Source organism: Ensifer sp. D2-11 (assembly GCF_054161295.1).
The window spans coordinates 2,040,618-2,060,138 of record NZ_CP096433.1 but is presented as its reverse complement, the minus strand read 5'-3'; the positions used below and the strand labels follow the sequence as shown (position 1 = coordinate 2,060,138).

At 62.3% G+C, this 19,521-nt stretch carries 21 protein-coding genes; 15 read left to right on the top strand and 6 right to left on the bottom strand.

The window, feature by feature from the left end; genetic code table 11:
• Positions 1–28 precede the first annotated feature (28 nt).
• The 3 genes from M1D34_RS09980 to M1D34_RS09970 all read left to right on the top strand — a co-directional run bounded on the left by M1D34_RS09980 (position 29) and on the right by M1D34_RS09970 (position 2,021).
• Positions 29–886 carry an AraC family transcriptional regulator gene (locus M1D34_RS09980; protein WP_127541828.1) on the top strand — a complete coding sequence of 286 codons (858 nt, stop codon included), beginning with the start codon at positions 29–31 and terminating at the stop codon, positions 884–886.
• A gap of 182 nt (positions 887–1,068) precedes the next feature.
• On the top strand, positions 1,069–1,722 hold the full coding sequence (locus M1D34_RS09975) for an AzlC family ABC transporter permease (protein ID WP_127541830.1): 654 nt from the start codon (positions 1,069–1,071) through the stop codon (positions 1,720–1,722).
• Positions 1,719–2,021 (top strand): AzlD family protein, encoded by a 303-nt coding sequence (locus M1D34_RS09970; protein WP_127541827.1) that lies wholly within the window; start codon positions 1,719–1,721, stop codon positions 2,019–2,021. The genes M1D34_RS09975 and M1D34_RS09970 overlap by 4 nt, the downstream gene beginning before the upstream one ends.
• A 125-nt stretch (positions 2,022–2,146) precedes the next feature.
• Here the strand turns inward: M1D34_RS09970 and M1D34_RS09965 are convergent, their stop codons facing one another.
• Positions 2,147–3,646 carry a replicative DNA helicase gene (locus M1D34_RS09965; RefSeq protein WP_127541826.1) on the bottom strand — a complete coding sequence of 500 codons (1,500 nt, stop codon included), beginning with the start codon at positions 3,644–3,646 and terminating at the stop codon, positions 2,147–2,149.
• Positions 3,647–3,967: 321 nt separating this feature from the next.
• Here M1D34_RS09965 and M1D34_RS09960 point away from each other — a divergent pair, with 321 nt between their 5' ends.
• From M1D34_RS09960 to M1D34_RS09950, 3 genes are read left to right on the top strand one after another with little or no spacing between them, the layout of a single operon-like run.
• Entirely contained in the window at positions 3,968–4,420 is a 453-nt protein-coding gene (locus tag M1D34_RS09960; RefSeq protein WP_127541825.1) for a MarR family winged helix-turn-helix transcriptional regulator, read from the top strand.
• Positions 4,417–6,012, top strand: a complete 1,596-nt coding sequence (locus M1D34_RS09955) for an MFS transporter (protein ID WP_127541824.1) — start codon at positions 4,417–4,419, stop codon at positions 6,010–6,012. Before M1D34_RS09960 ends, M1D34_RS09955 begins: the two co-directional genes overlap by 4 nt.
• Before the next feature lie 17 nt (positions 6,013–6,029).
• On the top strand, positions 6,030–7,097 hold the full coding sequence (locus M1D34_RS09950; protein WP_041915060.1) for an HlyD family secretion protein: 1,068 nt from the start codon (positions 6,030–6,032) through the stop codon (positions 7,095–7,097).
• 86 nt (positions 7,098–7,183) lie between these two features.
• On the opposite strand, the gene rplI is transcribed toward M1D34_RS09950, so the two are convergent.
• The 4 genes from rplI to rpsF form a co-directional block, all read right to left on the bottom strand.
• Positions 7,184–7,759, bottom strand: coding sequence for a 50S ribosomal protein L9 (gene rplI, locus M1D34_RS09945; RefSeq protein ID WP_003531697.1), 576 nt, complete (start codon positions 7,757–7,759; stop codon positions 7,184–7,186).
• A 35-nt stretch (positions 7,760–7,794) separates the two neighbouring features.
• Positions 7,795–8,748 carry a YybS family protein gene (locus M1D34_RS09940; protein ID WP_003531695.1) on the bottom strand — a complete coding sequence of 318 codons (954 nt, stop codon included), beginning with the start codon at positions 8,746–8,748 and terminating at the stop codon, positions 7,795–7,797.
• A gap of 193 nt (positions 8,749–8,941) precedes the next feature.
• Positions 8,942–9,190, bottom strand: coding sequence for a 30S ribosomal protein S18 (gene rpsR, locus M1D34_RS09935; RefSeq protein ID WP_003531693.1), 249 nt, complete (start codon positions 9,188–9,190; stop codon positions 8,942–8,944).
• Between the two features lie 25 nt (positions 9,191–9,215).
• On the bottom strand, positions 9,216–9,665 hold the full coding sequence (gene rpsF / locus M1D34_RS09930) for a 30S ribosomal protein S6 (protein ID WP_003531690.1): 450 nt from the start codon (positions 9,663–9,665) through the stop codon (positions 9,216–9,218).
• Positions 9,666–10,032: 367 nt separating this feature from the next.
• On the opposite strand from rpsF, the gene M1D34_RS09925 reads away from it, so the two are divergent.
• Together M1D34_RS09925 and M1D34_RS09920 are read left to right on the top strand one after the other, a co-directional pair.
• Positions 10,033–10,428: a hemin receptor gene (locus tag M1D34_RS09925; RefSeq protein ID WP_498778882.1), complete on the top strand. Its 396-nt coding sequence runs from the start codon at positions 10,033–10,035 to the stop codon at positions 10,426–10,428.
• Between the two features lie 148 nt (positions 10,429–10,576).
• The gene (locus tag M1D34_RS09920) at positions 10,577–10,909 is read left to right on the top strand and encodes a four-helix bundle copper-binding protein (protein WP_010969066.1); all 333 of its coding nucleotides are present in this window, start codon (positions 10,577–10,579) and stop codon (positions 10,907–10,909) included.
• A 26-nt stretch (positions 10,910–10,935) separates the two neighbouring features.
• Here M1D34_RS09920 and M1D34_RS09915 read toward each other — a convergent pair whose 3' ends face one another.
• Positions 10,936–11,979 carry an aldo/keto reductase gene (locus M1D34_RS09915; protein WP_498778881.1) on the bottom strand — a complete coding sequence of 348 codons (1,044 nt, stop codon included), beginning with the start codon at positions 11,977–11,979 and terminating at the stop codon, positions 10,936–10,938.
• 334 nt (positions 11,980–12,313) lie between these two features.
• Between M1D34_RS09915 and fabD the strand changes: the two genes are divergently transcribed.
• The 7 genes from fabD to gmk all read left to right on the top strand — a co-directional run bounded on the left by fabD (position 12,314) and on the right by gmk (position 19,481).
• Positions 12,314–13,258, top strand: coding sequence for an ACP S-malonyltransferase (gene fabD, locus M1D34_RS09910; RefSeq protein ID WP_027990381.1), 945 nt, complete (start codon positions 12,314–12,316; stop codon positions 13,256–13,258).
• A gap of 24 nt (positions 13,259–13,282) precedes the next feature.
• Positions 13,283–14,020, top strand: a complete 738-nt coding sequence (gene fabG, locus M1D34_RS09905) for a 3-oxoacyl-[acyl-carrier-protein] reductase (protein ID WP_003531678.1) — start codon at positions 13,283–13,285, stop codon at positions 14,018–14,020.
• 336 nt (positions 14,021–14,356) lie between these two features.
• Positions 14,357–14,593, top strand: a complete 237-nt coding sequence (locus M1D34_RS09900) for an acyl carrier protein (protein ID WP_003531676.1) — start codon at positions 14,357–14,359, stop codon at positions 14,591–14,593.
• 305 nt (positions 14,594–14,898) lie between these two features.
• Positions 14,899–16,164: a beta-ketoacyl-ACP synthase II gene (gene fabF / locus M1D34_RS09895; protein ID WP_498778877.1), complete on the top strand. Its 1,266-nt coding sequence runs from the start codon at positions 14,899–14,901 to the stop codon at positions 16,162–16,164.
• Positions 16,165–16,487: 323 nt separating this feature from the next.
• Positions 16,488–17,687, top strand: a complete 1,200-nt coding sequence (gene mltG / locus M1D34_RS09890; RefSeq protein WP_010969070.1) for an endolytic transglycosylase MltG — start codon at positions 16,488–16,490, stop codon at positions 17,685–17,687.
• A gap of 243 nt (positions 17,688–17,930) precedes the next feature.
• Positions 17,931–18,818, top strand: a complete 888-nt coding sequence (locus M1D34_RS09885; protein WP_027990383.1) for a YicC/YloC family endoribonuclease — start codon at positions 17,931–17,933, stop codon at positions 18,816–18,818.
• Between the two features lie 3 nt (positions 18,819–18,821).
• Positions 18,822–19,481 carry a guanylate kinase gene (gmk, locus tag M1D34_RS09880; RefSeq protein WP_003531657.1) on the top strand — a complete coding sequence of 220 codons (660 nt, stop codon included), beginning with the start codon at positions 18,822–18,824 and terminating at the stop codon, positions 19,479–19,481.
• Positions 19,482–19,521: the final 40 nt, after the last annotated feature.

Genomic DNA, 19,521 nt, shown 5'->3' with positions numbered 1-19,521 from the left:
GGCTCTCCTCGCCCGATAAGATCGGCCGATGGAAACGATCTCACAGGAAAAGGCCATCGAGGCCATGCCGCTCGAGGGAGCCGAGCGGACCCGTTTCTGGCGCGACCCGCGCTTCAAGGGCATGGAGTGCCTGAGCGCGACCTTCATCACGCATGAATTCGCGCCGCACGCGCACGACACCTTCAGCATAGGTGCGATCGAAGCGGGTTCCCAGATCAGCACGATCAAGGGGGAACGATCGCAGACGGGCCCGGGAGATCTCTATCTCATCAATCCGGATGAAATCCACGACGGGCATCCGGGTCACGAAGGCTACCGCTACCGGATGATCTATCCATCCAGGGACCTGCTGGTCGAGATCCTCGAGGATGTGACCGGCCGCTCCTTCAGGGGAACGCCGTCCTTTTCGCGGCTGCTTCTCACCGATAGAGAGCTTGCGCTCGGCTTTCATCGTGCGCACCGCGCATTGGAAGGCAAGGTCGGTACCCTGGAAGCGGACGAGAGCATGTTCGGGTTCCTGGCCGGGCTCTTCGAGCGCCACGGCAACGCTATCATCGTCCCCCTGCAGACGCGCGAGAGCTCAGCCGTGCACCGGGCACGCGACTATCTTGTTGAAAACTACACGCACGATATCGGGCTGGAGGAGCTTGCGAAGCTGGCGGGCCTCAGCCGCGCCCATCTGATCCGCGCCTTCCGAAAGGAATTCCACATCACCCCGCATGCTTTTCTCACCGACAAGCGGGTGCGGGAAGCAAAGGCGCTCCTGCGCAGAGGTTGGTCTGCGGCGGACACCGCCTATCATTGCGGTTTCGCCGATCAGGCGCATTTCAGCCGCCATTTCAAGGCTCGAACCGGCGTCACGCCGGGTGCCTATCGCTCAGCCTGATCACTTTCGTTCAAGACGGCGGTCTTCTGCCTGGTTACTTCCTGGGGCACTTCCAGGAAAAGCGTGTGACGGTTTTCCGTCCGGAAGTGCGTAGTTTCAGAAGGTTAGTGTTGCAGGTACGGGAGATCCCTGGCGTGAAGAAGTCGCGGGCAGTCGAGGAATTCTGGGGAGGTTTCAGGGCGATGGCACCGCTCATCGTGGCGGTGATGCCCATCGGGCTCGTTTTCGGGGCCGTTGCCGCGACCAAGGGCCTGTCGAGCCTCGAAGTCGTGATGATGAGCGCGCTGGTCTTCGCCGGCGGTTCGCAATTCGTTGCGCTCGACATCTGGACTCATCCCGCCTCCTGGGCCGCTCTCGGATTTTCGGCGCTGCTCGTCAATATCCGTCATCTTCTGATGAGCGCATCGATCGGCACGAAGATGCCGGCCTTCTCGGGGCCGGCGAGATATGCCGCGATGCTTCTCCTTGCCGACGAGATCTGGGCCATGGCCGAGGTCCGGGCAGGTGAGTCACGCCTCACACCTGCCTGGTATGCGGGCCTTGCGGTGCCGTTCTATCTGGTCTGGGTGCTTGCCGGTCTTGCCGGCTCGCTCGCCGGCGCGTTCCTCGGAGACCCGAAAGCGCTCGGTCTCGATTTTGCGTTTCCCGCGGTCTTCATCGTCCTGGTCATGGGCTTCTGGAAGGGACGCGAAACCGGCGCGGTCCTCGCTGCGAGCGCCGCGGCCGCGGTCCTCGCACACCAGTTCCTCCCCGGCGTCTGGTACATCGCAGCCGGTGCGGCGGCGGGCGTCGTTGCGGCGCTTTTCACCGGTGAACGTCGGGAAGCCCGCGCATGACGCTCGATCCGCACACGTTTCTTGCGATCGCCGCGATGGCCGTTGCGACGGTGCTGACCCGGCTCGGGGGTCTTGTCCTCATCCGTTTCGTGTCGATAGGTCCGAAGCAGAAGCGGGCGCTGGAGGCGATCCCGCCGGCCGTATTGATGGCCGTCATCGCGCCGACGGCGTTGGTCACCGGGCCGGCCGAAACGCTCGCGGCCCTCGCCACAGCGCTTGTCGCCACGAGGCTGCCGCTGCTCGCGGCCGTGGCGGCCGGCGTGATTGTCGTGGCGGTTGCGAGGGTGTTCGTGGGGTAGAGAGGCCAAATCCGCCCCTCATCCGGCCTGCCGGCCACCTTCTCCCCGCAGGCGGGGAGAAGGGGACTCGCGGCGCCGTCTCAATCCTTGTCGCGGCAGCGGGATGAGGGGCCGCAAACAGCCTGTCAATGCTCGTACTGCGTGAACGACGGATCGGCGAGATCCGAGAAGCGCGTGAATTCCGACTGGAAGGCGAGCTTGACGGTGCCGGTCGGTCCGTGGCGCTGCTTGGCGATGATCACGTCGGCCGTGCCCTTCACCTTCTCCATCTGCATCTTCCACTCTTCGTATTTCGGATCGAATTCGTCGCGCGGTTCCATGTTCTTCACGTAATATTCCTCGCGGAACACGAAGAGGACGACGTCGGCGTCCTGTTCGATCGAGCCCGATTCACGCAGGTCGGAGAGCTGCGGCCGCTTGTCCTCGCGGCTTTCCACCGCGCGCGAGAGCTGCGAAAGCGCGATGATCGGCACGTTCAGCTCCTTGCCGAGCGCCTTGAGGCCGGTGGTGATCTCGGTGATTTCCTGTACTCGATTTTCGCCGGACTTCTTCGAACCGGTCATGAGCTGGATGTAGTCGACCACGAGCACGTCGAGGCCGCGCTGCCGCTTCAATCGGCGAGCGCGCGCGGCAAGCTGGGCGATCGAGATACCGCCGGTCTGGTCGATATAAAGCGGCACTTTCTGCATCATCTGGGAGCAGGCGACGAGCTTCTCGAAATCCGCCTCCGAAATATCACCGCGGCGGATCTTCGAGGAGGAGACCTCGGTCTGCTCCGAGATGATACGGGTGGCGAGCTGTTCGGACGACATTTCGAGCGAATAGAAGCCGACCACGCCGCCGTTCTTGGCCTTGAAGGAGCCGTCGGGCTGTACTTCCGGCTCGTAGGCGGCGGCGATGTTGTAGGCGATGTTCGTCGCGAGCGAGGTCTTGCCCATGCCCGGACGGCCGGCGAGGATGATCAGGTCCGATCGCTGGAGTCCGCCCATCTTCCCGTCGAGGGAATGGATCCCGGTGGAAATGCCGGAGAGATGACCGTCCCGCTCGAACGCCTGTCCGGCCATGTCGATCGCGAGCGCTACCGCATCATTGAACGATTGGAAGCCGCCATCGTAGCGCCCTGTTTCAGCGAGTTCGAACAGCCGCCGTTCGGCGTCCTCGATCTGGCTCTGCGGCGGCATGTCGAGCGGTGCGTCATAGGCGATGTTCACCATGTCTTCACCGATGGTGATCAGCGATCGGCGGAGCGCCAGGTCGTAGATCGCGCGGCCGTAGTCCTCCGCATTGATGATGGACACGGCTTCGGCGGCAAGGCGCGCGAGATATTGTGCAACCGTCAGGTCGCCGACCTTTTCGTCGGCCTTGAGGAAGGTCTTGACCGTCACCGGGTTGGCAGTCTTGCCCATGCGGATGATTTCGCCGGAGATCTCGAAGATCCTGCGATGCAACGGCTCATAAAGGTGTACGGGTTTCAGGAAATCCGAGACGCGGTAGAAGGCGTCGTTATTGACGAGAATGGCGCCGAGCAGGGCCTGCTCCGCTTCCAGATTGTTCGGCGCCTCGCGATAGTGCTGTTCCGCCTGATCCTTGGCCAAAGGGGCGAGCTTTCGCGCTGCGTCGTTCATCGTTTTCCGTTTCCGCTTATGATCCCGTGAGGCACCCGGTTTGCTGACTGTTGCGCGCCGCGTCTAGTGCAGGCACGCAACAGTGGCGTGCCATACAACCCCGCCCATCGCCTTTGCCCGTTGTTCGACTGATCCACAGGGGGACAAGGGAGAAGTTGTAAAAAAATACATTCTCACGCGATGCTGGTTGACGCCGTGGCTATCGATAAAACTACCTGATTCGCATCTCTGCGTCCTCGACAGGCCTCTTGAAAATTGTCCATGGGCGGATTAAATAGTATTCAGATAGTTAGCATACTAGTAATATGGAAATGATACTAAATGCCGAAATCAAGCGACAATCGTCAACTGTTCGACGCGCTTGCGACAGTCAATCGCAAGCTGAGGTCGGTGTTCGACGCACGGGTGAAGGAGCGCGGCCTGACGCTGCCGCGTGCGCGGATGCTGTTCGCGCTTGCCAGGAAAGAAGGCCTCAATCAACGCGAGCTGGCCGAAGAGCTCGACATCGAGACGCCGACCATCGTTCGTCTTCTCGACGGCATGGAAAAGCAGGGGTTCATCGAGCGCCGGGTCGAGCTGTCCGACCGGCGTGCGAAGCAGATTCACATGACGGACGTCGGCCGCTCCGTGGCGGATGAGATCCAGAAGCTCGCGAGCGACATCCGCGAAGAGGTTCTGGGCGGGCTGCAGCCGCAGGAAATCGCCGTCGCGCTGAAGGTCGTCTCCAAGATCGCGACGAACATCCAGTCGATCGGGCGGAGTGGCGACCGATGAATGCCGTTGCCGCTCCCGACCCGATGCGTATCGGCAAATCGGCTCTCTATATCGGCGGCTCCGTTCTCCTCTTTCTGACGCAGGGGCTTGGCATGAATCTGGCGTCGGCCAATCTTGCGCAGGTTCAGGGATCGCTTTCGGCCACGTCGGTGGAGGCTGCCTGGCTTGCCGCTGCCTATATGGCGCCGAATGTCAGCCTTTCGGCCGCTCTCGTGAAGATCCGCGCCCAGTATGGGCTGCGCCGCTTCGCAGAGATCGGCATAGTCGGATTCGTCATCGCTTCACTGATGAACGTCTTCGTCTCGGACCTTCATTCGGCGGTCGTCGTCCGCTTCATCAGCGGCATTGCGGCCGCGCCGATGTCGACGCTCGGCTTCCTCTACATGCTGGAAGCCTTTCCGCCGGCGAGAAAGCTGACGGTCGGCATCGCGCTCGCCCTGACATGCACGACCTTGGCCGCTCCGATCACGCGGCTGATCTCGCCTGAGCTCATCGAGATCGGACAATGGCATGGGCTGTACACGCTCGAGATGGCGCTCGCGCTGATGGCATTGCCGATCATCTATCTGCTGCCGCTGACGCCGGTGCCCCATGCCAAGGTCATCCAGCGTACCGACATCCTCAGCTACCTGCTGCTCGCCGTCGGATTCGGCTGCGTTGCCGTCGTTCTTGTGATGGGGAGGCTCTACTGGTGGTTCGAGGCACCCTGGCTCGGCATGCTGCTCGCCTTGTCGGTCGTGACCCTCACGGCCGTGATATTGATCGAGCTCAGTCGCGAGCAACCCTTGATCGACATACGGTGGCTGGCCTCGCGGGAGATCGTGCATTTTGCCGCCGTATTGTTGATCTTCCGCCTCGTCGCTTCCGAACAGTCGGCGATCGCCACCAACTTCTACCAATTGCTCGGCCTGCAGTACGATCAGCTTGCGACGCTTTACTGGATCATCCTGGCTGCATCGGTGGGGGGCGGATTGCTTTGTGCGGCGCTGATGAAGCCGGGCCATGCGGACATCGTCCATGTGCTCGCCCTCAGCATGCTCGCCGCCGGCGCCTATATGGACAGCCATGCCACGAGCCTCACGCGTCCGGAACAGATGTATGCGAGCCAGGCGCTGGTCGCCGCCGGCACGGCCCTTTTCCTGCCGCCGGCCATGGCCCGCGGTTTCACGGCGGCACTCGCGAAAGGCCCCAGCTACATCCTGAGCTTCATCGTCGTCTTTCTCTTCACCCAAAGCATCGGCGGCCTGATGGGCTCGGCCGCCTTCGGAACCTTCGTGACACTGCGGGAAAAGTTCCACGCCAACATTCTGGCCGAGCAGATCGTTCTGAGCAATCCTCTGGTCGCGCAGCGCATTGGGCAGTTGTCGGGCGCCTACGCGAAGGCAATCGGCGACAGGGCGTTGCTGAACGGGGAGGGCGTGGCCCTGCTCGGACAGACGATCACCCGCGAGGCCAACATCCTCGCCTACAACGATGCCTTCCTGTTGGCGGCGATCATAGCGCTTTTCGCGCTCGCGGTGCTGCTCATCCAAATCGCAGTCAAACGGCTCGCCAGGCACGATCCCGACATCGTACCGGCGGCCACATCTTGAACAATGAAGTCGTTATCATGCTGAAAAATTTCCGCTCTCCCACCACGCTTATCGTTCTTCTTGCCGGCCTCGCCGGTCTTTCGCTCGTCCTCTACGCCTGGCGTCTGCCGCCCTTCGCGAGCTCCGTCGAAACCACGGAGAACGCCTATGTCCGCGGCTATGTCACGACCATCAGCCCGCAACTTTCCGGCTATGTCGCGGAGGTGCCGGTGCGTGACTACGAGGAGGTGAGGGCCGGTCAGCTCCTCGTCAGGATCGATGACCGGATTTACGTCCAGAAGCTTGCGCAGGCAAAAGCGACACTCGCGACACAACGGTCGGCGCTGGCGAACTCGTTCGAACAGGAGCTGTCGGCAAAGGCCGGAATCGCTGCGAGCGAGGCCCAGCTCGACGGGGCCAAAGCGGCTCTGGCAACGGCGAGAGCCACCTGGGACCGCATTCGTCCGCTCGCCGACAAAGGTGTCGCGACGCGGAGCGACGCCGACCAGGCCCGGGCGGCCTTCGAGCAGGCGGACGCGGGCGTCAAGCAGGCGATCGCCAATCTCGAGGTTTCGCGCCAGTCGCTTGCGACGACGCTCGGCGCCCGCGCCGGCCTCGAGGGTTCGGTAGCCGGCGCAGAGGCGGCCGTGGAGCTCGCCGAGATCGACCTCGACAACACCAGGATCGTTGCGCCGCGTGCCGGCAGGCTCGGCGAGATCGGCGCCCGTGTCGGACAATATGTCACCGCCGGCACGCAGCTGCTTTCGGTCGTGCCGCACGAGGTCTGGATCGTCGCCAATTTCAAGGAGACGCAGCTTGACGGAATGAGGGTTGGTCAGCCCGTCACCATTTCAGTCGACGCCTTGAACCGGCAGGTGCTGAGAGGCCACATCGAGCGCTTCTCTCCCGCTGCAGGATCGGAATTCAGCATCATCCGGCCGGATAACGCCACCGGCAATTTCACCAAGGTGGCGCAACGTCTCGGCGTGCGCATCGCCGTCGACCCCGAACAGCCGATGGCCGATCGCCTTGCTCCCGGGCTCTCGGTCGTGGTGAGGGTCGACAAGGCGGCCGAACCGCAGGCGGCAATCGCGTCCGCCGGATAGAGCAATTCCAGGTTCCGCGAGGAATTGCCCGCAAACAAAAAGCCCGGATCCGATCCGGGCTTCTTTCCTTGAAGTCCGCTTGGGTCTTATTCTTCTTCGGACTCGAGCTCGGCTTCCGGGTTGAAGAAGTCTTCCGGCTTCAGCGCGTCTTCGTCCACGCCGTAGATGGCGTCGGCCGAGGTCAGGCTTTCGCCCTTGGCCTGGCGCTCGGCTTCTTCGGCCGAACGGGCAACGTTGATTTCAATCGCCACGTCGACTTCCCCGTGCAGGTGCAGCGTGACCTTGTGCAGGCCGATAGCCTTGATCGGCTGGTTGAGGTCGACCTGGTTCCGGTTGATGTTGAAGCCTTCGGCAGCCAGCGTCTCGACGATGTCGCGGGCGGCAACCGAGCCGTAAAGCTGGCCGGTCTCGCCAGCGGAACGGACGATGATGAAGGACTTGCCGTCAAGCGAATCGGCGACCTTCTGGGCTTCCGACTTGCGCTCGAGGTTACGGGCTTCGAGCGTCGAGCGCTCGGATTCGAAACGCGCCTTGTTGGCGGCATTGGCGCGGAGCGCCTTGCCGAGCGGCAGCAGGTAGTTGCGCGCGAAGCCGTCGCGAACCTTTACGGTTTCGCCCATCTGACCGAGCTTGGCGATGCGTTCGAGGAGAATGACTTCCATTTTGATTTCCTTTCAGTTTTGTTTTGTTTCGTTGGTCAGTTTTTTCCCGTGGGCGTGAGTGCGATGGCGCGGCGCGTATCGATCAGACCGGACAGGAGGAAGAAGAAAGCCGGAATCGTGAAGACGAATACCGACAGGTATGCGATCCACAGCACGGGAAGCCGCCAGGACTTGCCGCGCGTGCGAAAATGGAAGGAGGCGAAGCCCGAGAGCAGGAAGCCGGCGCCAAAGGTGCCGCAGACGAGCGCACCTATCACAGCCGGCGCACCGCCGAAGAAGGTGAGGGCCAGGCCGCCGAGAAAAACGAAGATGGCGTTGCGGTGCATCCTGAGCGACGAGGGAACGTCCTCCCGCGGCCGAAGCGCCTTGCCGGATAGCTGTACGATGCGGGTCGCGAGGTAGTAGGCGGCGAACAACATCAATACCCAGATCGCACCCTGCACGAGCGGCAGCGCCAGCGTGAATATCGACTTGAGCTGAGCGATCGCCGCGGCATCCGGATTGTAGAGCGGTTCCTGCGCCTTCACCGCCTCGATCACCATGTCGACCATGATGTCGGAGACGCTCGAGTCGTACCCGACAATGTAGCCGACGATGACCATGCCGACCGTCACCAGTCCGGCAAGATGCACGAGGATGTCGGAGAGCGGATACCAGGCGAGTGAACCCTCGGGACCGCCGAGTTCGGAAGCCGGGCGCGCAAGATTGGAGAGGTGGCTGAGCCAGCCGGCCGGGACGAGCGTCACGACGACGATCAGCAGTGCGAAATAGGGTGACACGAGTGCCACTGCTGCCCCGCCCGCGACCACGATGGCAGCGATGGCGGCGGCGTTTCCCCAACCGAGACCCGCAATCAGGATCGGCAGCGCGGAGGCGGCGTAGAGAACGATCGCAAGAGACGACTGCGTATTCGCGCCCATCGACAAGAGGGCGGCGGTAATGCCGGCGAGAACGCCGGTCAGCAGCGATGTCCTGTTCCAGTTCTTCACGTTCGCTGTCCTGCTTGAGAGGCAGTTAGGGGCGGCCATCCGGCCATTGCCCCAACATGGGATTTGTGCGCCGTTCCGGCGCGTTTCCGATCCGCGCCCACCGCGGAAGGGAGGAATCGAGGCACCCTTGAGAAAGCGCCTCGATCGAAGCTGGTTTCCGTCGAGTCAGCCGATCGACGGAGCGCCGGCCGCCTTACGATACGATGTAGGGCAGCAGGCCGAGGAAGCGGGCGCGCTTGATCGCCTGGGCGAGTTCGCGCTGCTTCTTCTGGGAAACGGCCGTGATGCGCGAGGGCACGATCTTGCCGCGCTCGGAAATGTAGCGCTGCAGGAGACGGACGTCCTTGTAGTCGATCCGCGGAGCGTTTGCACCCGAGAAGGGGCAGGTCTTGCGGCGACGGTGGAACGGACGGCGTACCGGAGCGGAAGAAACTTCAGCCATTGTCTTTATCTCCTAAAGCTTCTTGTTAAGCGCGGTCTTCGCGCGGGCGGCGCGGACGGTCATCGCGGTCGCCACGGTCCGGACGCGGACCACGGTCGCCAAACCCACCACGGTCCGGACGGTCGCCGTCGCGGCGCGGGCGATCGTCGCGGTCGCGCTTCTGCATCATCGCGGACGGGCCTTCCTCGTGCTTGCCGACGGCGATCGTCATGTAGCGCAGGACGTCTTCGTTGATGCGCATCTGACGCTCGACTTCGTGCACGGCCGGTGCCGGGGCATCGATGTCCATGAGGACGTAGTGAGCCTTGCGGTTCTTCTTGATGCGGTAGGTGAGGGACTTCAGGCCCCAGTTTTCGACCCGACCGACCTTGCCGCCGTTCGCTTCGATTACACCCTTGTACTGCTCGACGAGAGCGTCGACCTGCTGCGGCGTGATGTCCTGCCGAGCGAGGAATACGTGTTCATAAAGAGCCATTGTGGCTTGCCTTTCTTGCGTTAATCAGCCCGGACCTCGGCGGCTAAGCCTCAACGACTGTTCTTAAAGGCTATGAGAGCCGGCAAGAAAGTGTTGTATCGAGACGGTCGAGAGCGGAGACACGGGAGGCCGGAATGCCTTTACATTCCTCGCGGCTTCCGAATGGAAACCGGCCCTCCGTTCAGCCACCAGCCAGAAGACCGGGCGTTTCGAACAGCGCGCTTATACGGGTTTTCTGCCGAAATGCAAGCCGCCTTCGCAGGATTGGCCAGATCTGCTGCGTAGCGGGGATCGGTAAAGTGCACGCTTTCCTCTTTGGCTGACTCTATTGTGCGGATACTGCCATTAGTGAATTGGAGGGAGAAGAATGAGGGACCCCGCTATTGGACCCCACAACGGCAAAGAACTCGAACTCATGCTGCAAGGTGTCAAGCCACTGGCGTTGTTTTCTGCGGAGGACAACATGACGCCGGAGGCTGTAGGGGACGTCGACTTCGAGCCTTATGTTCAATCAGGCAGAGTCTTGAAGTTCTCCCAACGCCTGGATGGGGACCGATTTGAGACGCGGATATATTGCCTGCCGACGGAGGAATGGCGGGCGAAGCTAATGCTGTTCGTCCGACAGCACATACATGATCCAGCGTTCCGATCCGTCTTCTCTGCGGATGATTTACATCGCCTGGACGGCACGTTGCTAGGCTACTCCAAGGACGATATCGAAGGCTTCATCGCGCGCATCCGCAGTCGTCGCAGCGCGCCTTAGGGGGCTGCTTGCGTGACCAGCGGCAGCTGCAAGGAGCCGTTTCCTTGTGGCAAGCGGGGATTCGCGACGCGCACGAGCAGGTATTCTCAGCCGGAACAAAAGCGCCCTTGCGCTGTTGAGTGGACTTCCACCCATCCGGGAGAAGAAAATGGCCCCCTTCGATCCGAAGATGCAGGAATGCATCGAGAATTGTCTTGCCTGTTATCGCGTCTGCCTTTCGACGGCGATGACTCATTGCCTCGAAGCCGGCGGCGAGCATACCAAGCCGCCGCACTTCCGGCTGATGATGGCCTGCGCGGAGATTTGCAGGGACGCGGCGCATTTCATGCTGCTTGGCACGCCGCACCACAAGCACCTGTGCGGCGAGTGCGCCGAGATCTGCGCGGAATGCGCGGACGATTGCGAACGCATCGGCGACATGGGCGATTGCGTCGACGCCTGCAGGCGGTGTGCCGAGAGCTGCCGCCAGATGGCGGCATGAAGCCGCCGCTCCGGCGCGAGAGTGTTTCAGATCGGCGCCGGATAGAGCCGATGCAGGCGCCGGATGCCGTTCATCACGTCCTGGGAAAGAGTGACGTCGGCGGCGCCGAGGTCGTTCTTCAGCTGCTCCATCGACGTGGCGCCGATGATGGCCGAGGCCATGAAGGGGCGCGTGAGACAGAAGGCGATTGCCATCTGGGCCGGGTCAAGACCGTGTTCGCGGGCGAGTGCGGCATAGGCGGCAACGGCGGGCTCCTGATGCGGCGTGTAGCGGCCGCCGAGGTCGCCGTTGATCGACAGGCGGGATCCGGCCGGCCTGGCACCGTCCAGATATTTTCCGCTCAAGAGCCCGGCCGCCAGCGGCGAATAGGCGAGCAGGCCGATATCTTCGTGGTGCGACACTTCCGCGAGGTCGAGATCGTAGCTGCGGTAGAGCAGATTGTACTCGTTCTGGATCGTCGCGACGCGCGGGAAGCCGTATCTGTTGGCGAGGTCGATCATCTTCATCGCGCCCCAGGCCGTATCGTTCGAAAGGCCGACAGCGCGGATTTTGCCCGCTTTGACGAGTTCGCCGAGCTTGTCCAGAATGGCCTTGAGATCAGCCGTAACCTCCTCCTTGTTCTGGTGGGAGGGGTCATAGGACCAGGCGTTTCTGAAGTGGTAATGACCGCGATTGGGCCAGTGCAGCTGATAAAGGTCGATATAGTCGGTTTTGAGCCGCGCGAGGCTCCCATCGACTGCCTCGCCGATTCCTTCCGGGGTGACCGGGCCGCCATTGCGGATGTAGGCACGGCCGGAGCCGGCGACCTTGGTTGCAACCACCACGTCGTCGCGTCGGCCGCGCGCAGCCAGCCAATCGCCGATGATGCGCTCGGTGTTGCCGTAGGTCTCCGCTGAAAGCGGCGTGGTCGGATAGAGTTCGGCGGTATCGATGAAGTTGACGCCGCGGTCGAAAGCATAATCGAGCTGTTCGTGGGCTTCGGCCGGCGTGTTCTGCGAGCCCCACGTCATCGTTCCGAGGCAGATGGACGAAACCTTGATGCCGGTGCGGCCGAGTTTGTTGTAGCGCATGACGTTCCTTGTGGAGCGGGTTCGCGCCATGGGAGGAAGGCGCTCCGCCTTGGAAATGACGGTTGGCCGCAGCCCGGGAAGTTCCGGAACGACGCGGCGGCAAAGCGGGGCAAACTTAAGCCTTGATTGGCGAAGATCAAGGGCAAAAGACCGTAAGCAACCGGCCAAGCGCGGCTTCCGCGCTTGACTTGCTGTTCAGGAATGTGAATGGAGAGGAAAATACGCGGCGGCAGCAGGGTCCGGGCGGTTCATCTGCACCTGCTCGCGCAATTGAAACGATCACGGCTATTTGGTTGCTCCGAGCCAGCCGCGATCCAGGGAAGGGGCACTCTTGATGAGCATCGCATTCACGTTCCCCGGCCAGGGCAGCCAGGCCGTGGGCATGGGCAAGGATCTGGCCGAAGCCTTTCCGGAGGCCGCGGCTGTCTTTGCCGAGGTCGACGACGCGCTCGGCGAAAAGCTTTCCGACATCATGTGGAACGGGCCTGAGGAGACGCTGACGCTGACGGCGAATGCGCAACCGGCGCTGATGGCAGTGTCCATGGCGGTAATCCGCGTGCTCGAGGCCAAGGGCCTCGACCTCAAGAGCAAGGTTTCCTTCGTCGCGGGCCACTCGCTCGGGGAGTATTCGGCGCTCTGTGCCGCCGGTACGTTCTCGCTCGCCGACACGGCGCGTCTTCTGCGCATTCGCGGCAATGCGATGCAGGCGGCCGTCCCCGTCGGCAAGGGCGCGATGGCGGCGATCATCGGTCTGGAGCATGACGATGTCGAAGCGGTCTGCCGTGACGCATCATCGTTCGGCTCGTGCCAGATCGCCAACGACAACGGCGGCGGCCAGCTGGTGATCTCGGGCGAGAAGCCTGCTGTGGAGAAGGCCGCGGCCCTCGCTTCGGAAAAGGGTGCCAAGCGCGCGCTTATGCTGCCCGTGTCCGCCCCCTTCCATTCCGCCTTGATGACGCCGGCCGCCGAGGCCATGCGCAAGGCGCTCGCGACGGTCGAGAAGCGCGATCCCGTGGTTCCGGTCGTCGCGAACGTGCTTGCTGCGCCGGTAAGCGATGCGGGCGAGATCGCGCGCCTGCTTGTCGAGCAGGTGACCGGGCAGGTGCGCTGGCGCGAGACGGTCGAGTGGTTTGCGGCCCATGAAGTGACGACGCTTTACGAGATCGGCTCGGGCAAGGTCCTGACGGGACTTGCCCGGAGGATCGACAAGACCGTCACGGGCATCGCCGTCAATTCGCCCGCCGATATCGATGCGGCGCTTGCCGTCCTCTTGGCCTGAGCGCCCTACTATAAGGAGAAATCCATGTTCGATCTTTCAGGCCGCAAGGCTCTCGTTACCGGCGCTTCCGGTGGTATCGGCGAGGAAATCGCCCGCATGCTGCATGCCCAGGGCGCCGTCGTCGGACTCCATGGTACCCGCGTCGAGAAGCTCGAAACGCTTGCCAACACCCTCGGCGAGCGGGTTCAGATATTCCCGGCAAATCTCTCCGACCGCGCGGAAGTCAAGGCGCTCGGAGAGAAGGCGGAAGCCGATCTCGGCGGCGTCGATATCCTCGTCAACAATGCCGGCATTACCAAGGACGGGCTCTTCGTCCGCATGAGCGACGAGGACTGGGACAACGTCATCGAAGTCAATCTCACGGCCGTGTTCCGGCTGACGCGCGAGCTCACGCATCCGATGATGCGCCGTCGCTTCGGCCGCATCGTCAACATAACCTCGGTCGTCGGTGTCACCGGCAATCCGGGGCAGGCGAATTACTGCGCCTCGAAGGCGGGCATGATCGGCTTCTCCAAGTCGCTTGCACAGGAAATCGCCACCCGCAACGTCACGGTCAACTGCGTCGCCCCGGGCTTCATCGAAAGCGCGATGACGGGCAAGCTGAACGACAAGCAGAAGGAAGGGATCATGTCTGCGATCCCGATGCGGCGGATGGGAAGCGGAGCGGAAGTCGCCTCCGCCGTGGCCTATCTCGCTTCTAACGAAGCGGGATATGTCACCGGTCAGACGATCCACGTCAACGGCGGCATGGCGATGATCTGACGAGGCGATGGAGTGTGCGGCTCCTTGGGCTTCGGCCTGTGCCGCGACCTCCGATCAGCCTCTTCGTTTGTTTGTGCCAAATGCCTGAAATTCAATGTTGACCAAGGGAATAACGGGCATTTTCGCCCTTTGCGGCAGGCATAAACCGTGTTAATCGGGCCATGACTGCGCGCAGTCGACCGTTCCGGCCAGGTGTCCGGCAGCTCTTGCTGCCCTGGGTTTCCGCGGTTTCGGTTGGATGGATTGCCCGTTGGACCAACTTGGTCTATCAGGCGTGATAGAGTGCCGGTGCCGGTAACAGCGCCGTAGAGAAACATAAGGTCGAGGAACTCCGACATGAGCGATATCGCAGAACGCGTGAAGAAAATTGTTATTGATCATCTTGGCGTCGACGCCGAAAAGGTCAGCGAAGGCGCAAGCTTCATCGATGACCTCGGCGCGGACTCGCTCGACACCGTCGAACTGGTCATGGCATTCGAAGAAGAATTCGGTGTCGAAATCCCGGACGACGCAGCAGATTCGATCCTCACCGTTGGCGACGCCGTCAAGTTCATCGAGAAAGCCCAGGCCTGACCTTTTGGCTTGAGTCATTGGCGGGCCGCACTCGCGGCCCGTTCAGCCCTGGGGCAGTGGGCTGGCCCGCATGCACTGCGGGTTGCGATCGGCAAAGCGTCCCGCCTTTCCCTCTGGTCGTCACTACTGCATGTATCCTGATAGGAGTCCGTCCAGGGACAAGAAAATGCAAGGAACCATAAGGTCACAGCGACCTTTGCGCGTCTTCACGACGCTGTAATGAGATTTGCAATGCATGCGCGGGTCGCGATCGTCGCGTGGTCCGGTCCGGCGGTTGAATTGAACAGTCAGGGTGGGTCACGGGTATGAGACGTGTCGTTATCACCGGTACCGGCATGGTATCTCCTCTGGGTTGCGGAACCGAAGTCAGCTGGGCGCGTCTTCTGGCCGGCGACAACGCGGCCCGCAAGGTCACCGAGTTCGAGGTCGAGGACCTTCCCGCCAAGATTGCCTGCCGCATTCCCTTCGGCGATGGCAGCGACGGCACGTTCAATGCCGACGACTGGATGGAGCCCAAGGAACAGCGCAAGGTCGATCCTTTCATCGTCTATGCGATGGCCGCTGCCGACATGGCGCTGGCGGATGCCGGCTGGAAACCCGAAAGCGACGAAGACCAGATTTCGACCGGCGTCCTGATCGGCTCCGGCATCGGCGGGCTGGAAGGTATCGTCGATGCGGGTTACACCCTGCGCGACAAGGGCCCGCGGCGTATTTCCCCGTTCTTCATTCCCGGCCGGCTGATCAATCTCGCAGCCGGTCAGGTTTCCATCCGCCACAAGCTGCGGGGTCCCAACCATTCCGTCGTGACGGCCTGCTCGACCGGCGCGCATGCGATCGGCGACGCCAGCCGGCTGATCGCGCTCGGGGATGCGGACGTGATGGTGGCCGGTGGTACGGAATCTCCGATCTGTCGGATATCGCTCGCAGGATTCGCCGCCTGCAAGGCGCTCTCGACACAGCACAACGACAATCCCGAGAAGGCCTCGCGGCCCTATGACGCCGATCGTGACGGCTTCGTCATGGGCGAGGGTGCGGGCATCGTCGTTCTGGAAGAACTGGAGCACGCAAAGGCGCGCGGTGCCAATATCTACGCAGAGGTGATCGGTTACGGCCTATCCGGCGACGCCTTCCACATCACTGCTCCGTCCGAAGACGGCGAAGGCGCTTACCGCTGCATGCAGATGGCGCTGAAGCGCGCGGGCGTCACGGCTGCGGACATCGACTATATCAACGCTCACGGAACATCGACGATGGCCGACACGATCGAACTCGGCGCGGTCGAACGGCTGGTCGGCGACAGCGCGTCGAGGATCTCCATGTCCTCGACGAAGTCGGCCATCGGGCATTTGCTCGGCGCAGCCGGCGCGGTCGAAGCCATCTTTTCGGCGCTCGCAATTCGCGACAATATAGCCCCGCCGACGCTCAACCTGGACAACCCTTCCGTCGAGACGAAGATCGATCTCGTGCCGCATGTCGCGCGCAAGCGCGAGATCAATGTGGCCCTGTCGAACTCGTTCGGTTTTGGCGGCACCAACGCGTCGTTGATTCTGCGCCGTTACACCGGCCATTGATCCCTCGGGCGGGCGTGTTGCGAAACGGGTTGCCAAGGTAAGCGGAATTCGGGCACATCTTCCGATCTGCATCGACCCGCGATCCCGCTTTTTGCCGCAATGCTCACTACAAGCTGTCGCTGGAGTGGCGACGACTCGGGGACGCCGCCAAGGGGCATGTTCGCGCAAGCCACATCTGGTAATTGTAGGATATTCATCGCTGGGCAGCCGCTCCTTCACCGGAGCCGCAGAGGCCGCCGTAACATTCACTGGTCGCCGGTCTAATCCGAAATTCGCACCGGCGGCGGTTTGATAAGGTTGCGAATTTCGGAATCGGGACAATCGTGAGCGACTCAAACGATAACAGCGCGGTGCAATTCGGCCGCAATGAAACCGGGAGCAACGGGCCGATCATTCCGAAGTCGGCCAACGAAGCGCTGCGTCCCGAAAGAGTTCCCCATCCGCCGAAGCGTTCGCGCAAGGCCCGCAGCCAGGTCGTCATCTTTCTCAACTTCGTCATGACCGTGGTCGTCTTCGTGGCGCTCGCGGCCGCCGGGGCCGTCTATTACGCGATGCACGAATATGAGAAGCCGGGGCCGCTGGAGGCGAACAAGAATTTCATCGTTCGCAGCGGCGCGGGCATCAGCGAAATCGCCAGCAACCTGGAGCGCAACGAGATCATTACCGACAGCCGCGTATTCCGGTTCGTTTCGGAAGCCTATCTGAGCAATGACACGCTCAAGGCCGGCGAGTATGAAATCAAGGCGCATGCATCGATGCAGGAGATCATGGAGCTTCTGAAGTCCGGCAAGTCGATCCTCTACTCCGTTTCGCTGCCGGAGGGTTTGACCGTGAAGCAGATGTTCCACAGGCTTGCCGACGACCCGGTTCTTGTCGGCGATCTGCCGGCGGAGCTGCCGCCCGAAGGCTCCCTCAAGCCGGACACCTACAAGTTCACCCGGGGAACCGACCGTAACGAGATCGTCAAGCAGATGACCGCTGCCCAGAAGGCGCTGGTGCAGCAGATCTGGGAGAAGCGGGATCCGGACCTTCCCGTATCGACCATAGAGGAATTCGTAACTCTTGCGTCGATCGTGGAGAAGGAGACCGGCCGCGCGGACGAGCGACCGCGGGTCGCTTCGGTGTTCATCAATCGCCTGGAAAAAGGCATGAGGCTGCAGTCGGATCCGACGATCATCTACGGTATCTTCGGCGGCGACGGCAAACCCGCCGACCGGGCAATCCTGAGGTCCGACCTCGACAAGCAGACGCCGTACAACACCTATCTCATCAAAGGCCTGCCGCCGACGCCGATCGCAAATCCGGGCCGGGCAGCGCTCGAAGCCGTCGCCAATCCGTCGCGCACGCCCGAGCTCTACTTCGTCGCCGACGGCACCGGTGGGCATGTCTTCGCGGAGACGCTCGACGAGCACAATGCCAATGTGCGGCGCTGGCGCAAGCTCGAGGCGGAAAGGGCAGCGGAGGCGGCCAAGGCCACCGAGGCTGCACAGGATGCCGTCACGCAGACCGGGACCCAGCAATAATACATGTCGCCAAAAACCGCGCAGCGGTTTGGGACGACATGCACGAAAGCAAAACCTGAGGCACGTCGCATACATTGATGCGGCGCGCTTCAGCCTCATGTGGACGGACTCGCCGCCGCGCGGATATTCCTTGCGGAGTTCGGCGCTGTCGCCATAGTGCTTCCCTCAATGACAATGTCGTGCCTCCGCTCGGAGGTGCAGAGATCGTTGTGCTTTATCGAATCACTGCCAACGGAGGAAACGATGCCGCTCCAATCGATGACCGGCTTTGCCAGGAAAGAGGGGAGCAGCGGACGCTATCGCTGGGCTTGGGAACTCCGTTCGGTCAACGGCAAAGGTCTCGACATGCGGCTTCGCCTGCCGCCGGGACTGGAACGTATCGAGCCCGACTGCCGACGCCTCGCCTCGCAGTATTTCTCGCGAGGGAACTTGCAGGTCGGCCTTTCGCTGAGCGGTGCTGAAGCTTCGACGGAGGCAGTTCTCAACGAGGAAGCACTCGCCGCCGTCCTGAAGCTTCGCGAACGATTGGGCGATGTCATCGATCCGGCGCCGCTCAAACTCGATACGTTGCTTTCCATTCGCGGCATTGTCGACTTCCGCGAGCCGGAGGAGAGCGAGAACGAGCGCGCGGAACGCGACGCCGAGATACTCGCCGGCCTGGAAGGCGCGCTCGCCGATCTGCGGACGATGCGGGAAGAAGAGGGCAAGGCGCTCGGGCAGGTGTTGCTAGCCCAGGTGGATCGCATCGAGAAACTGACCGCGGTAGTCGAAAACGATCCGTCCCGCAGCCCGCAGGCGATCGCCGACAGGCTGGCGCAGCAGGTTTCGGTCATCATGGCCAACGCGTCCGGCATCGACCGCGAAAGGCTGCATGCGGAGGTCGCGCTGCTTGCGACGAAGGCCGATCTTCGGGAGGAACTCGACCGGCTGGGCTCGCATATTGCGGCTGCCCGCGACCTCCTGACAAAGGGCGGGCCGGTCGGACGCAAGCTCGATTTCCTTGCACAGGAATTTAACCGCGAATCGAATACCATCTGTTCGAAATCGAATGCCGCCGCCGTGTCTGCCGCCGGTATCGAATTGAAGGTCGTGATCGACCAGTTCCGCGAACAGGTTCAGAATCTGGAGTAGGATATGAAACCGGCGACCGTTTCGCCCATCAAGATCGCTCGCCGCGGGCTGATGCTCGTGATTTCTTCGCCCTCGGGTGCGGGGAAGTCTACGATCGCGCGCAACCTGCTCGAAGCCGATCCGGACTTGAGCATTTCAGTGAGCGTGACGACGCGTTCGCGGCGGCCGAGCGAGATCGAGGGGCGGCACTATTTTTTCAAGTCGATCCGAGAGTTCGAGGCGCTGAGGGCAACGGACTCGCTGCTGGAATGGGCCGAAGTGCACGGCAATTACTACGGCACGCCGCGTGACGCCGTCGAAAAGGCGATGGGCGAAGGGCGGGACATGCTCTTCGACATCGATTGGCAGGGCGCCCAGCAGCTGCAGGAAAAAATGGCGGGCGACGTGGTATCGATCTTCATCCTGCCGCCGTCCATGGCGGAGCTGCAGTCGCGGCTCCACCGGCGCGCCGAGGATAGTGAAGAGGTCATCGCGACGCGGCTCGCCAATTCGCGCGCCGAAATCGAGCACTGGCGCGAATACGATTACATCGTGGTCAACGACGATCTCGACCGGGCCTTCTCCTCCGTCAGGGCGATCGTCGAAGCCGAGCGCCTTCGCCGCGACCGGCGCCCCGGCCTCTTCGAATTCGTCAACGGACTGCTGACGGAAAATCCTCTCTGAGCGCGCCGCTTATCCCTTCGCCCCTCGCGGGGAGAAGGTG

Excerpts from the sequence above, each read along its gene's own strand:
- M1D34_RS09980 (WP_127541828.1), top strand. The coding sequence starts at position 29 with ATGGAAACGATCTCACAGGAAAAGGCCATCGAGGCCATGCCGCTCGAG.
- M1D34_RS09975 (WP_127541830.1), top strand. The coding sequence starts at position 1,069 with ATGGCACCGCTCATCGTGGCGGTGATGCCCATCGGGCTCGTTTTCGGG.
- M1D34_RS09970 (WP_127541827.1), top strand. The coding sequence starts at position 1,719 with ATGACGCTCGATCCGCACACGTTTCTTGCGATCGCCGCGATGGCCGTT.
- M1D34_RS09965 (WP_127541826.1), bottom strand. The coding sequence starts at position 3,646 with ATGAACGACGCAGCGCGAAAGCTCGCCCCTTTGGCCAAGGATCAGGCG.
- M1D34_RS09960 (WP_127541825.1), top strand. The coding sequence starts at position 3,968 with ATGCCGAAATCAAGCGACAATCGTCAACTGTTCGACGCGCTTGCGACA.
- M1D34_RS09955 (WP_127541824.1), top strand. The coding sequence starts at position 4,417 with ATGAATGCCGTTGCCGCTCCCGACCCGATGCGTATCGGCAAATCGGCT.
- M1D34_RS09950 (WP_041915060.1), top strand. The coding sequence starts at position 6,030 with ATGCTGAAAAATTTCCGCTCTCCCACCACGCTTATCGTTCTTCTTGCC.
- rplI (WP_003531697.1), bottom strand. The coding sequence starts at position 7,759 with ATGGAAGTCATTCTCCTCGAACGCATCGCCAAGCTCGGTCAGATGGGC.
- rpsR (WP_003531693.1), bottom strand. The coding sequence starts at position 9,190 with ATGGCTGAAGTTTCTTCCGCTCCGGTACGCCGTCCGTTCCACCGTCGC.
- rpsF (WP_003531690.1), bottom strand. The coding sequence starts at position 9,665 with ATGGCTCTTTATGAACACGTATTCCTCGCTCGGCAGGACATCACGCCG.
- M1D34_RS09925 (WP_498778882.1), top strand. The coding sequence starts at position 10,033 with ATGAGGGACCCCGCTATTGGACCCCACAACGGCAAAGAACTCGAACTC.
- M1D34_RS09920 (WP_010969066.1), top strand. The coding sequence starts at position 10,577 with ATGGCCCCCTTCGATCCGAAGATGCAGGAATGCATCGAGAATTGTCTT.
- M1D34_RS09915 (WP_498778881.1), bottom strand. The coding sequence starts at position 11,979 with ATGCGCTACAACAAACTCGGCCGCACCGGCATCAAGGTTTCGTCCATC.
- fabD (WP_027990381.1), top strand. The coding sequence starts at position 12,314 with ATGAGCATCGCATTCACGTTCCCCGGCCAGGGCAGCCAGGCCGTGGGC.
- fabG (WP_003531678.1), top strand. The coding sequence starts at position 13,283 with ATGTTCGATCTTTCAGGCCGCAAGGCTCTCGTTACCGGCGCTTCCGGT.
- M1D34_RS09900 (WP_003531676.1), top strand. The coding sequence starts at position 14,357 with ATGAGCGATATCGCAGAACGCGTGAAGAAAATTGTTATTGATCATCTT.
- fabF (WP_498778877.1), top strand. The coding sequence starts at position 14,899 with ATGAGACGTGTCGTTATCACCGGTACCGGCATGGTATCTCCTCTGGGT.
- M1D34_RS09885 (WP_027990383.1), top strand. The coding sequence starts at position 17,931 with ATGCCGCTCCAATCGATGACCGGCTTTGCCAGGAAAGAGGGGAGCAGC.
- gmk (WP_003531657.1), top strand. The coding sequence starts at position 18,822 with ATGAAACCGGCGACCGTTTCGCCCATCAAGATCGCTCGCCGCGGGCTG.